The 12,364-nt window shown below is 70.3% G+C and carries 11 protein-coding genes; all 11 read left to right on the top strand.

Annotation, left to right across the window (positions count from 1 at the left end; translation table 11 throughout):
* The first annotated feature begins 37 nt into the window (after nucleotides 1-37).
* The 11 genes from ACEN8D_RS13340 (at nucleotide 38) to ACEN8D_RS13290 (ending at nucleotide 12,345) form a co-directional block, all read left to right on the top strand.
* Complete coding sequence (locus ACEN8D_RS13340; protein WP_070417742.1) at nucleotides 38-331, top strand: WXG100 family type VII secretion target; 294 nt, start codon at nucleotides 38-40, stop codon at nucleotides 329-331.
* Nucleotides 332-437: 106 nt separating this feature from the next.
* A complete protein-coding gene (locus ACEN8D_RS13335; RefSeq protein ID WP_070417741.1) occupies nucleotides 438-731 on the top strand; it encodes a hypothetical protein in 294 nt (97 codons plus the stop codon).
* Nucleotides 731-2,014, top strand: a complete 1,284-nt coding sequence (locus ACEN8D_RS13330; protein WP_413398318.1) for a WXG100 family type VII secretion target — start codon at nucleotides 731-733, stop codon at nucleotides 2,012-2,014. The genes ACEN8D_RS13335 and ACEN8D_RS13330 overlap by 1 nt, the downstream gene beginning before the upstream one ends.
* A gap of 17 nt (nucleotides 2,015-2,031) precedes the next feature.
* A complete protein-coding gene (locus ACEN8D_RS13325; RefSeq protein WP_139219757.1) occupies nucleotides 2,032-2,643 on the top strand; it encodes a hypothetical protein in 612 nt (203 codons plus the stop codon).
* A complete protein-coding gene (locus ACEN8D_RS13320; RefSeq protein ID WP_092385211.1) occupies nucleotides 2,640-3,113 on the top strand; it encodes a hypothetical protein in 474 nt (157 codons plus the stop codon). The genes ACEN8D_RS13325 and ACEN8D_RS13320 overlap by 4 nt, the downstream gene beginning before the upstream one ends.
* A complete protein-coding gene (locus tag ACEN8D_RS13315; RefSeq protein ID WP_413398317.1) occupies nucleotides 3,106-4,587 on the top strand; it encodes a hypothetical protein in 1,482 nt (493 codons plus the stop codon). The genes ACEN8D_RS13320 and ACEN8D_RS13315 overlap by 8 nt, the downstream gene beginning before the upstream one ends.
* Nucleotides 4,584-5,159 carry a hypothetical protein gene (locus ACEN8D_RS13310; RefSeq protein WP_092385215.1) on the top strand — a complete coding sequence of 192 codons (576 nt, stop codon included), beginning with the start codon at nucleotides 4,584-4,586 and terminating at the stop codon, nucleotides 5,157-5,159. The genes ACEN8D_RS13315 and ACEN8D_RS13310 overlap by 4 nt, the downstream gene beginning before the upstream one ends.
* Complete coding sequence (locus ACEN8D_RS13305; protein WP_413398316.1) at nucleotides 5,156-6,628, top strand: hypothetical protein; 1,473 nt, start codon at nucleotides 5,156-5,158, stop codon at nucleotides 6,626-6,628. The genes ACEN8D_RS13310 and ACEN8D_RS13305 overlap by 4 nt, the downstream gene beginning before the upstream one ends.
* Nucleotides 6,625-7,215, top strand: a complete 591-nt coding sequence (locus ACEN8D_RS13300) for a hypothetical protein (RefSeq protein WP_092385219.1) — start codon at nucleotides 6,625-6,627, stop codon at nucleotides 7,213-7,215. The genes ACEN8D_RS13305 and ACEN8D_RS13300 overlap by 4 nt, the downstream gene beginning before the upstream one ends.
* Nucleotides 7,212-7,766, top strand: a complete 555-nt coding sequence (locus tag ACEN8D_RS13295) for a hypothetical protein (protein WP_092385221.1) — start codon at nucleotides 7,212-7,214, stop codon at nucleotides 7,764-7,766. Before ACEN8D_RS13300 ends, ACEN8D_RS13295 begins: the two co-directional genes overlap by 4 nt.
* Nucleotides 7,767-7,974: 208 nt before the next feature.
* A complete protein-coding gene (locus tag ACEN8D_RS13290; protein WP_413398315.1) occupies nucleotides 7,975-12,345 on the top strand; it encodes a type VII secretion EssC family protein in 4,371 nt (1,456 codons plus the stop codon).
* Nucleotides 12,346-12,364: the final 19 nt, after the last annotated feature.

The raw sequence follows: 12,364 nt of genomic DNA, 5'->3' as shown, positions 1-12,364 counted from the left end.
CCCGGTACATCAAATACCGCATCGGGAGGGTATGCACATGGCAAACGTCAACGTCACCTACGACGATCTCCGCAACCAGGCTTCGCAGCTGCGCAACGGCCAGAAGTCCATCGAGGACCAGCTGAGCCAGCTCAAGAGCCAGATCGACAACCTCGTGTCGTCGGGCTACGTCACCGACAAGTCGTCCAAGGCCTTCGACGCGACGTACTCGGAGTTCAACTCCGGCGCGACGCAGACGATCCAGGCGATCGACGGCATGGCCGGGTTCCTCGAGAGCGCGGCGAACACGCTCGAGTCGACGGACGAGCAGCTCGCTTCGAGCATCGGCTAGTCAGGACCAGCACGACGGTGGCCGGCGCCTGGGGGTGCCGGCCACCGCTCTCGCCGCAGGGGCGGCGTCGAACGACCAGCAGCAGTAGGAATCCACCGGGGGAACCGTGGCCGGCACCATCAAGCTCGATCTCGACCTGATCGGGAATCTCGCATCCGACCTCTCGAGGCTGCACGGCGACTTCCAACACGTCGCCTCTGCCGCATCCGACTACAAGACCGGCATCGGCTCGATGACGGTCGGCAGTGCGATCGACGACTTCGCCGGCAACTGGGACATCCGGCGCGGGCGCCTCCAGGAGTCGATCAAGGCCGTGGCCGAGATGGCCGAGAGCGCGCACGACGGCTTCACCCAGACCGAGGTCGAGCTCGCGAACAAGATCCTCGGGAAGGACAGCTGATGGCACGGCCCAGCGACTGGAGCGCCGTCGACATGCAGCTCGACCCGGTGCCCGGCGACCCGGCCGCGATCCGGCAGTCCGCCTCCGGTGCCCGTTCGATCGAGCAGGCCATCACCGAGCAGGTCAACCGCCTCAACAGCCTGAAGGACGGCGAGGGCTGGGAGAGCGAGTCGGGGACGAAGTTCCGCGACTCCGCCGGAGACCTCGCCGGCGCCATCGAGAAGGCCAAGGGCCGCTACACCGAGCTCGCCGCCGCGCTCGACCAGTGGGCGGACGGGCTCGAGGGGCTCCAGCGCGAGGCCGACGCAGCCCTGCTGCAGGCGCAGGATGCGCGAGACGCGCACCGCGCTGCCGCGAACCAGACCATCACGGCCGAGGCCGACAGTCCGGAACACCAGGACCAGGTCGACGCGCAGGACCGGGCGCTGAGTGCGGCGCAGGGCGACATCGACGCGGCGAAGGCGATCATCCACCGGCTCGCCGGGCCCTTCGGCGAAGAGGGCGAGTACGGGGAGCTGGCCGGTCGGGTCGCCGATCGCATCCGACAGGGCGCGGACGACGGGCTGAAGGACGGCTGGTTCGACCACGTGAAGCAGGCCATCCACGGGGCGCGCGGCGTGCTCAACGTCATCAAGGATGCGCTCGACGCCGTCGGCGCCGTCCTCCTGGTCGTCACCGTGGTCGCGGCCATCTTCTTCCCCGTGGCGCTCCCGGTGATCGCCGCCATCGGGCTCGCTGTGGCCGGCGCGAAGCTGCTGATCACGGCAACGCAGGCGGTGGCGGGTGACGCGAGCGCGGGGGACGTCGGCAAGGACGCCCTCGGCTTCGCACTGGCCGGGGTCGGGTTCGGTGCCGCCAAGTACGCCAGCTCCGCGATGGGGCTGCTGCGGGGCGCAGTGGGAGAGACACGTGCAGCATCGGCTGCCGCTGCGGCGCGAAACGCGAACGCCGGAGTGGGCGGCGAGCTGAGTGCGTTCCTCCGGGGTGGCGATGCCGGCATCCGGGAGGCAGAAGCGGTCGGACGGAAGCCCCTCACGGCGTTGCTCGACACGTACGTGACCGGCGGTCTGATGGAGACCGCTCAGGTCCTCAAGCTCGCGCCGGATTCCGCCCTCGCACGCGAGGCAGCGACGCGCGCAGCGCTGGCCAACGGTGTCGTCGCCGGCTCCGGACTTCCCGGTCTCCCGGATCTGCCGGAACCCGTGGTGAACGTCGTCTCCGCCGCCACGGACTGGAACGGGTACTGGAAGTCGAAGAGCGAGATCCACGTCGGTTCCCTGTGACGCAGTACCGAGTCCTCTTGCCCGACGGGTGGTACCGGTACCCGGTCGACGGCGATCCGAAGCGCGCTTCGCGAGCGTTCGCCGATCGTCACCTGGTCCTCCGCGGTGGGGACGACCCGACGGCTGTGGAGGCACGGCGCCGCGCGCGCGACGACATCCGCTCCGCCTTCGGCACGATGGCGAACGCGGGGACGACAGACCTGTACTTCTTCGACGGCCAGTTCGGCGGAGTGCCGATGAACATGTTGTTCACGGTCGGTGTGGTCTACCTCGGACCGACGATCGCCGATCTCGAACTCCGTGCGGTCGCTCCGGTGCTCGGTGCATCGACGACGCTCACGGAGTTGCCCGTGGGGGAAGCACTCCGGGCGCGGTCCGAAGGAGAGATCGACGGAGGAGGATCGCTGCCGGCGTCGCTCCCCGGTGACATCGCCGCGGCGTTCCTCGCTGCATCGGGATCAGGCGGGCCAGCGAGGACGACTCGCGTGGACTACCTCCTGCCGGTGCCGCAGGAGCACGGCTCCTTCGCGCTGATCTCGTTCCAGTGCGCGGGCGATCCGTTCGTGGACGAGCGCGTTGCACACTTCGACATCCTGATGACCGGCTTCGCCTGGGACGGCGGGCGATGAAGTTCACATGGCCCCCGACCGACACGCTCCGTCCACTCGACCTCGAAGCGCATCGTCGTGATCCCTCGAGTGCGCCGACGATCATCAGACTCCTCAACGAAACGGATGCAGCAGCAGCCTGGACGGTCCTCGAGGACTCGCGCGAGGTCGGCTGGGTCGCCGTCCGCACGGCCCCGCTCGACGGCCGTCCCGCCGGGGTCGCCCGGGCTGGCCTCCGTGCGCCTGATCCGATCTGGCCGATCGAGGAATCGATGCTCCCCACGAGCAGCGGCGACGCGCTGCGACTGGTCCAACGCCTCGCGCTGGAACGGCCGGACGGCGCAGCCTTCGTCGTGGTCCAAGCATCGTGGTCCTGGGTCGTGGGTGACGAGCTCGTCGTCCTCTCATCGAGCAGCGCCGAACCCGCACTCGCCGAGCTGTTGATCGCACGCATCGACGCCCTCGCTGCGAAGATCGTCATCGATGCTTGAAACCCTTGCCCGCCCTGCTGCGTCGAGCGACCGGGCGGCCGCTGCGACCAGTGCCATGCGGCTCGTCATCGACGAGCGAGATCGGCTCGTCGTCCTCGACCAGGGCGGTGAACGAACGACGACGGACACCGTCGCCCGCGCCTGGTTCCTGAACGGCGACGTCCTCCCGAGGCACCTCGCGCCCACAGCCAGCAACGGCGCCGTGCTGATCGAGGACGTGAGCGGCAGCCTCTACCTCGTTCCGATCGACGATTGGTGGATGGCTCCCGTCTCCATCGTGCCGAAGGAACTCGCACTCCGCTCGAGCGGTCTCTCCGCGTTGCTCGATCGTTTCGGCACCGATGATCCACCGCCCGGCCACTTCGCCTCGGCCCACGTCCTGACACCCACGGATGAGCGGCGACGCCGCAGGAGTCAGAAGATCCTGGTCGTCGTCATCCTGCTCGGACTCGGCGCATTCCTGACGGATGCATTCGGCCCGATCGTGCTGGCGATGACCCGCACCCCCGACGCCCCGGCCTTCGGATGGATCTCGGCCGGTGCAGCCGCCGCCAACGCATTGGTGGTGCTGGTCGTCGCCGCAGGGCGCAGGCGTCGACCCAGGAGCGCCGACGCGCCGGCACTCCGGCCCGTGGCCGGCCCCTCCTGGTTCCGCAACGCGGCGTCGATCAGCGCGGACGACCAGGGTCTCGTCCTCGTCGACGGGCAGGGCATCGCGCAACGGTTGGCAACACCGGATCGGCATCTCGGGCCGGATGCCCTGGTGCGCGCGGCGTTCGTGCACGACGAGGACCCTCGAGTGCTGCTCATCGACGGAACGGACACCGTCCGCGCGCAGTTGCCGCTGCGTCTGTGGGCGCCGTCGCCGGACGAGGCACTCGTCCTCCGAGAGTTCCTGCAGCGTCTCGGTGTCCTCACCGTCGCATCCGACGATCTGCGCAACCAGCCCGCGCTCGCGCTTGACGAGATGCGCAGCAGCCGCGTCGGCCCGTCGTCGCTGATGCTGCCGAACGTCCTGGGCGCCGTACCCGCGTACCCGTTCCTCGCATCGTCGGCCTTCACGACGGTCGTGCTCGCCGGGGCTCGGTCGGCGGGCCCCGGGGACACCGCGACGATCGTCACGGCGCTGTTCGCCGCCATCGCGGTCGCAACGGTCGCCGCGGTCTTCGTCGTCGAATCGAGTTCGCGCCTCCCCGTCGCTCGCATCCGTCCGGAACAGCACGGACGTCCGGACCAGCCAGCGCTCACCCGACGCCACCTCGTCGCTGTGGGCATCCCGCTCATCGGAGCAGCTGTCGCCGTCTGGTACTTCGAGCAGGGCAACATCTTCTCTGCGACCAGCATCCTGCTCCTGGTGCTCGCCGTCCCACTGGTCTCGTGGCTGACGTTCCGTCGCCGTCGCGCAGAGCGGGGAAAGGCACCGGTCGGGCTCGGACGGTGGATCGTGATCGGAGCCCCGAGAGGAGACGAATGACTCGCCTGCTGTGGAACTACAACCGCGCGTGGACGCTGCTCGACGACGAGGGTGAGGTCGACGAGGTCACCGACGCAGCGGTGGAGCATGCGCTCGCGCAGGCGAAGCAGCGGCCGAAGCGTCGAGAACGCACGGTGCTCCGAACGGTCGTGCGTGACATCGCCGCCTTCCAGACCGCGGCGAAGGCGGAGACCTGCTTCGTGCTCTCGACCACGGCGCCGACGGTCCGAGCGATCGCGTACACGGTCGTGCACACCGTCGCCGGTGTCGACCGCGCGGACACGTTCATCGACGACGCTCGTGCACCGCGGGCGTCCGGCATCGGCGACGCCAGTGTCGGGACACTCGACCTGCCCGTCGGCCGTGCAACGCTCGTGGAGATGCGGGAACGCAGCACCGGCGGCCGGGGGCGGCCGGTGATGCAGGTCGTTCGTGCGATCATCCCCATCGTCGACGGCTTGAACGAGCTCACGGTGGTCGTGTCCTTCTTCGTCCCGGACGAGAACGACAGCGCCCTCGCTCGGCCCATGCTCGATGAGCTCCTCCGCGACCTGCGCATCGACTGGGGGTGAGCGTCATCGGCGGGGCGGAGACGGTCGCCCACGCGGCCGTGCTGAGCGACCGACGCGCCGCGCGGGGTCAGGTGGAGTCACTCGCTGTCGTGGACGACCGCTTGTACGGCGTGCGGTCGACGGGCCACCTCGCGCTCACCGGGCGGATCGTGGCCGCTTGGGCCCTCGACTGGTCGGACGTCCCGCGCTCGATCGTCGCGAGTCCCGGCAACGGAGCCGTCGCGATCCGCGACGAGCACGGACGCGAGTTCATCGTGCCGATCGACGACTGGTGGATCACGCCGTCGAACCCGACACTCTTGTCCACCGCACTCGATTCGAGCGGTCTCGCGTTGCTGATCCAGCGGTACGGAGCATCGGCAACGCTCAACGGAACCCCACGTCCCACGGTCATCCTTCCTCGGCCACCGGCGTTCTTCACCCGTGCCGAGCTCCTCGTGCGCGTGGCGGTCCTCGGAGGTGGTGCGCTCATCCCGCTCTCCATCGCCTCCGCCCTCGTCGTGGCAGCGACGGCGCATCGCCTGCTCTGGGAGTTGTGGAGCCTCCCACAGATCGCGGCATCGATCGCTGTCGTCGTCGCTGCCTTCTCGGTGATCATCGGCAGGCGACGGATCACGAGGGAACCGACTGACGCGGTCCGACCACACGGACCAGCTTGGTTCACGAGTACGGCATCGCTGTCGGTCAACGGTGGTCAGCAGCTGGAGCTCACGGACGGCCAGGGCATGTGGCGCCGTCTGGAGACTCCCGGTTCGACGCTGTCCCCGATGGCGGTCAGCCGTGTGGTGTTCACCGACCACGCTCGTCGCACTGCTCTGCTGGTCGACGGCACCGGTACCGTTCGCGCAGAACTGGATGCAGCGACCTGGTACCCGGACGGACCCGACCAGCTGACGGCGCTCTTCAACGCATCCGGCATCCTGACGGCGCATCAACCGGACGTGCGGTCTTCTCCGGCGCAGCGCCTCGACACCCGATCCAGCCTGGACATCGCGAAGGGATCACTGTCGTCCTGCAACGAGCTCGGGGTCGCACGGGTGACGCCGGTCCTCGTCGCAACCATGTTGCCGGTCCTGGGTTCTGCGACGTCGTTCGCCGCGGGACTGCCCTGGGCCGGTGCACTGTGCCTCGCGTTCGCTGCGACGAACGTCGGCCTCACCTGCTGGCTGGGCTGGACGGAGACGTCTGTGCGCGTCGGCGACCCGACGAGAGTCGCGGTCGACAAGCCCAACCGGATGAGCGGACGGTCCGCAGCGCTGACGATCGTCGTGCTGGCTTCGCTGCTGACCCTGCTCTGGACCGTTCCGGCCCAGCGCTGGGACCTCGTCGTCGCAGCCGTCTTGCTCGCGATGGCCCTCCCCGGTCTCGCTTGGGTGGCGTACCGGCGTCGAGCACTGATCAACGGGAGCGGCCCACTGGCGCTCCACCGGTGGTGGCTCAGCGGCGCATCACGAGGAGAGGAATCATGAAGAACCTGCACTTCCGGCCGATCGACGCCTGGACGTTCATCGAGCCCGGGGCGCCGGATGAAGTCGGGACGGCCGCTGCCACTCGCGCGGTGAGCTTCGCGGAGACGGCCGTGTCGTCGAGGGACCGTGCCCGCCTCGTGCGCGAGTTCAGCGACCTTGCTCGGTACCGCGACACGTTCGAGGCGCCGGACTTCGCCGTCCTCACCACGAACAGACCGTCAGTGCACGTCATCGCGCACACCGCGGTGCACTACCTCGTCGGAGACGGAGCGGCCGACTTCGTGATCGACGACTCCTGGGCGGAGCGCCGCGATGGATCGCTCACTGCTGACCCCGAGATCACGACGACACGCACCGCGCTGGGTACCGCCACACGGATCCTGCTCAGACACACTTCGGAACCGAGCAGGTTCCTCCGGAGACGATCCGTCAAGACCTCGGTCCGATGGGTGCAGCCGTTCTCCGACGAATCGCTCTCCCGCACGGCCGTGCTCACATCGGTGATCGCGCACGAGAGCAACGTCGATCTCGCGCTGCCGCACGTGGACCGGCTCGCGCTCAGCCTCGAACTCCGGGAGACGTCATGAGCGGCGCCGCGGACCCGACGCCCGTCGGCCTCCCCGACCTCGAGGGCCTCGCCGGCGCGGACTGGTTGGTCGTCCCGCTGCCGGAGGACGTCCGGGGCAAGCCGAAGCGCTGGGCGAACTCGACCACCTACGGACTCTTCCCCTGGTACGTGCGACCGTTCAAGACCGTGGAGGTCATCTTGACCGCTGGGTCGCTCGAGCAGCACTGCAGGATGAGCGCGCCCGACCTCCGGTTCGCGTTCTTCCGCCCGCAAATCACATCCCCGACGGACACGACGACCGTCTCCGTCACCGCGACCGGGGACAGACTGGGCGGTACCGGCATCCCACCCTTCGAGGGCCTCCGCGCCGGCGCTCAAACGGTGTGGGAGCAGACCGCGGAGACGTGGCCGTTCGTCGATGCGACGGGAGCCGTGGTCGCGCGCTGCTGGCGTTTCCGATCCGGCACCCTGACCATCACGGTCACCGGTCTCGGCGATCATGCTGCGGCCTTCACTGCCGCTGAGACGTCCCTGGAGGCGTTCGTCCGACGCATCCACAACGCGAGGTGAGCGCTGGGGCTGGACGCGTCGCAGGTGAGCCGACCCGTTCCCCCGCACCGCGCCTCCAGTCCGACCGCCCATCCACAAGCCGGACGCAACCCGGCCTGCACGTCGCAGGAACCTGCGAGAATCGACCCATGAGCGGCAGCACGACGCTGCGGGGGGCCTCGACGGGGTGCTCCGCGACGACCAGGACCCACGACGTGGCAGGTGCCGCGTGCGCCTGACGTTCACCGCGACCCACCTGCCGACCGACGCCACCGCGGACTTCGTGGTCGAGTGCGACGAGGACACCGTCCTCGGCGAGGTCGTCGAGATCGTCGCCCGTCGCTTCGGCCTGAGCGCCGAGTCCATCGTCGAGGTCGCGGTCGACGCCGTCCCGACGACCCCGCACGCCCGGCTCGGTGACGGCGTCCTGCTCGAGGGGTCCCGCCTGACCTTCGGCGCCCCCGCGCCGGTCCTCCCGCTGCCGGCCGACCTGCCGAGCGTCCGCATCGTGGGCGGGCCCGGTGCCGGCACGGTCGTGGTGCTGGACGCGGGCATCGCGCACGTCGGTTCCGCTCCGGACGCCACGGTGCACCTGCCGGACCGCACCGCCCCGGAGTACGCGGCGATCCTGCGCCTCGACCTCAACCGGCGGTTCTCGATCATCCCGACGCGCGGCTCGCGCGTCCTCCTCGACGGTACGGAGCTCGACGAGGAGACGTCCGTCGAGCCCGGCAGCGTCGTCACGATCGGCGACACGCTGCTGTCGGTCGCGGTCCCGGACGCCGACCGGGCGGCGATCACGCTGACACCAGGTGGCGGGACGCTCGACTACACCCGGCCGCCGCGTCTGCTGCCCGAGGAGACGCCGACGGTCTTCAAGCTGCCGGCGGCGCCGGGGCAGCAGTCGCGCCGCTCCATCCCGATCATCGCGGCGCTCGCGCCGCTCGGCATGGCGGCCGTGATGATCTCGATCTTCCACAACGTCGCGTACCTGGCCTTCGGCCTCATGTCGCCGATCATCATGTTCGGCAACGCCTGGTGGGACCGCCGCAACGGCAAGAAGACGCACCGGCAGCGGGTGGCGGAGTACGAGGAGACGAAGAAGGCGGTCGAGGCGGACGCCCTGGAGGCAGTGGTCCGGTACCAGCGCGAGTCACGCACCAGCGCGCCCGATCCGGCGACGGTGCTCGACATCGCCCTGCGCCGTCGCGCCCGGCTGTGGGAGCGTCGGCGGACCGACCCCGACTACCTGACGCTGCGTGTCGGCACGGCGGACGTGCCGTCCGGCGTCGTGCTCGAGGACCCGGCAGCGCTGGAGCACCGGCGGGCGGTCGACAAGCTGGCCGAGGACGTGCCGGTCGTGGTCGACCTCGGCGAGCACGGCGTGGTCGGTGTCGCCGGGCGCGACGAGCACACCAGGCACCTCACGTCGTGGCTCGTGGCGCAGCTCGCGGTGCTGCAGAGCCCGCGGGACACCCAGTTCGTGGTGCTCACCGACGCGCAGTCCGCCGACGAGTGGGCCTGGCTGCGATGGGTGCCGCAGGCGCGACCGGGCTTCGGGCAGGACGCCGTCATCGCGATCGGCAACGACGCCGAGACGCTGGGCGCGCGGGTCGCCGAGATCGGGCAGCTCATCGACGCACGGCAGCGGGCGATGCGCGAGTCGAACGTGCGGGGGATCCCCGGTCCCGACGTGGTCGTGGTGCTCGACGGCGCTCGACGGCTGCGCGCACTGCCGGGCCTGATCCGCATCCTCAAGGAGGGCCCAGCGGTCGGCGTCCGGGCGATCTGCATCGAGGAAGAGGCACGCCTGCTGCCCGAGGAGTGCTCGGTCGTCGTCACGGTGGGTCCGGAGCGCATCCGTGTCGCCGCCCAGCGTCAGGCGACGGTCACCGACGTCCGACCGGACCGCATCCCGGACAGCTGGTTCGAGACCGTCGCCCGGGCGGTGGCGCCGATGGTCGACGCCGACGACGAGAGCGATGCCGGTGGGCTGCCGTCGTCGTCGCGACTGCTCGACGTGATGCTGCTGGAACCGCCGACGGCGCGGGCGATCACGGGCAAGTGGAACGTGCGTGCGCGCACCACCGAGGTGGTCGTGGGCGAGAGCCTCGACGGCCCGTTCGCGTTCGACCTCCGCAAGGACGGCCCGCACGGCCTGGTCGCCGGCACGACCGGGTCGGGCAAGTCCGAGCTCCTGCAGACGATCGTCGCGTCCCTGGCGGCGACGAACACCCCGGAGGGCATGAACTTCGTCCTCATCGACTACAAGGGCGGTGCGGCGTTCCGCGACTTCGCGCCGCTGCCGCACACGGTCGGCATGGTGACGGACCTCGACACGCACCTGGTGGAACGCGCCCTCGAGTCGCTCGGCGCCGAGCTCCGTCGCCGCGAGCACCTGCTGGCCGACGCCGCCGCGAAGGACATCGAGGACTACGTCGACCGCCTCGTCCGCGGTGAGCCGCTGCCGCCGATGCCGCGTCTGCTCATCGTCATCGATGAGTTCGCGAGTCTCGTGCGCGAACTCCCGGACTTCGTCACCGGCCTGGTCAACATCGCACAGCGGGGACGGTCACTCGGCATCCACCTCATCCTCGCCACGCAGCGTCCGACGGGTGTCGTGTCGAACGACATCCGCGCCAACACGAACCTCCGGATCGCGCTCCGCGTCACGGACTCGAGCGAGAGCACCGACGTCATCGACGCCGGTGACGCGGCGCAGATCCAGAAGAGCACGCCCGGCCGCGGGTACATCCGGCTCGGCGCCGGCGCGCTGCTGCCGTTCCAGGCCGGTCGGGTGGGTGGCCGGCGGCCGGGGCTGTCGACCGGACGCAAGCAGGTCTGGGCCGGAGCCGTCTCGTGGTCGTCGCTCGGCACCACCCCACCGGCACCACCGAAGTCGAAGGAGCTGCAGGCAGAGGAACGCACCGACCTGCAGGAGCTGGTCGGTGCGGTGGCCGAGGCGGCGACGGAGCTCGGTGGACCGGCTCCCTACCGTCCGTGGCTCGACGCCCTGCCGGAGACGCTGCTCTTCACCGACCTGAACGACCGGGCGTGGGAACTCGACGACAGCAGCACGACCGATGCCCGGGTCGGCCCGCTGCCCTTCGCGCTGCAGGACTTCCCGGCCGAGCAGGCGCAGCGGGTCCGGAGCCTCGACCTCGACTCGGACGGACACCTCTACGTGGTCGGTGCTCCGCGGAGCGGTCGGTCGCAGGTGCTCCGCACGATCGCCGCCGCGGTCGCCCGGAACACCTCGGCAGCCGACGTCCACGTGTACGCGCTCGACTGCGGCAACGGTGCGCTGCTGCCGATCCAGGCCCTCCCGCACGCCGGCGCCGTCGTGCAGCGTGTGCAGACCGAACGCGCGCAGCGTCTCCTCACGAAGCTCACCCAGGAGCTCGCCCGCCGGCAGCAGGTCCTCGCCGACGGCGGGTTCGCGAGCATCGTCGAGCAGCGCGCGGCGGCGGTCGTGCCCGCCGACCGGCTCCCCCACATCGTGTTCATGCTCGACCGGTGGGAAGGGTTCGTCGGCTCGCTCGGCGAACTCGACCACGGCGCACCGACGGACCAGGTGATGACCCTCCTGCGCGAAGGGGCGAGCGTCGGCATCCACCTGGTGGTCACCGGGGACCGTCAGCTCCTGTCGAGCCGGATGGCGACCCTGGTCGAGGACAAGCTCGTCCTCCGGCTCTCCGATCGCGGTGACTACGGCCTCGCGTCGCTCAACCCCCGCAAGCTGCCCGAGCAGGTCCCTGACGGACGGGCGTTCGCGTCGGAGTCGGCCACCGAGACGCAGATCGCCCTGCTCGCCGCCGCCGGCACCGGCCAGTCGCAGGCCGCGGCGATCACCGCCCTCGCGACCTTCGCGACCGAGCGCGACCGCGCGGTCGAGCGTGTGCGTCGGCCGTTCCGCGTCGACCAGCTGTCCGGGCCGGTGCCGTTCGACCGGGCGTGGGAGATGCGCGACGACGACGCCGCCCTGTTCGGCCTCGTCGGCATCGGCGGGGACGACCTCACCGCCATCGGGCCGGACCTCGCCGCCGCGGGCTCGTTCGTCGTGGGCGGTCCCGCGAAGTCCGGTCGGAGCTCCGTCCTGCTGTCGATCGCACGGTCGGTGCTGCGCGAGGGGGGCGAGATCGTGCTCGTCACCCCGCGGCAGTCGCCCCTGCGCGCCCTCGCGTCCGAACCCGGCGTCCTCGGCGCGCACGAGGGCGTCGACGTCACCGAGGCCGACCTCGCACCGCTATTCGACGGGCAACCCGGCCGCCGGGTCCTCGTCATCGACGACGCCGAGCTCGTCAAGGACGCACCCGCGAAGAGCTGGCTGCAGGGCTTCGTGAAGAGCGCGGCGGACAACGGGCAGGCCATCGTCGCGGCGGGGTTGACGGCCGAGTTCGGCGTCGGGTTCACGGGCTGGCAGGTGGACATGAAACGACGTCGCTCGGGCGCGCTCCTCAGCCCGCAGGCGATCACCGAGGGCGACCTGCTCGGCATGCGCCTGCCGCGCAGCAGCATCGTCGAACGGGTGCAGGTCGGATCCGCCCTGGTGCACCTCGGCGACGGCGAACTGGTGTCGGTGCAGGTTCCGGTCCCCTGATCGCACCACAGTTCTTGTC

It is taken from the genome of Curtobacterium sp. Curtsp22 (assembly GCF_059492135.1).
The sequence above is the reverse complement of the archived record's forward strand: the minus strand, read 5'-3'. Positions and strand labels throughout refer to the sequence as shown.

Coding starts and splice junctions, on each gene's coding strand:
- ACEN8D_RS13330 (WP_413398318.1), top strand. CDS start 731: ATGGCACGGCCCAGCGACTGGAGCGCCGTCGACATGCAGCTCGACCCG.
- ACEN8D_RS13295 (WP_092385221.1), top strand. CDS start 7,212: ATGAGCGGCGCCGCGGACCCGACGCCCGTCGGCCTCCCCGACCTCGAG.
- ACEN8D_RS13310 (WP_092385215.1), top strand. CDS start 4,584: ATGACTCGCCTGCTGTGGAACTACAACCGCGCGTGGACGCTGCTCGAC.
- ACEN8D_RS13300 (WP_092385219.1), top strand. CDS start 6,625: ATGAAGAACCTGCACTTCCGGCCGATCGACGCCTGGACGTTCATCGAG.
- ACEN8D_RS13340 (WP_070417742.1), top strand. CDS start 38: ATGGCAAACGTCAACGTCACCTACGACGATCTCCGCAACCAGGCTTCG.
- ACEN8D_RS13320 (WP_092385211.1), top strand. CDS start 2,640: ATGAAGTTCACATGGCCCCCGACCGACACGCTCCGTCCACTCGACCTC.
- ACEN8D_RS13315 (WP_413398317.1), top strand. CDS start 3,106: ATGCTTGAAACCCTTGCCCGCCCTGCTGCGTCGAGCGACCGGGCGGCC.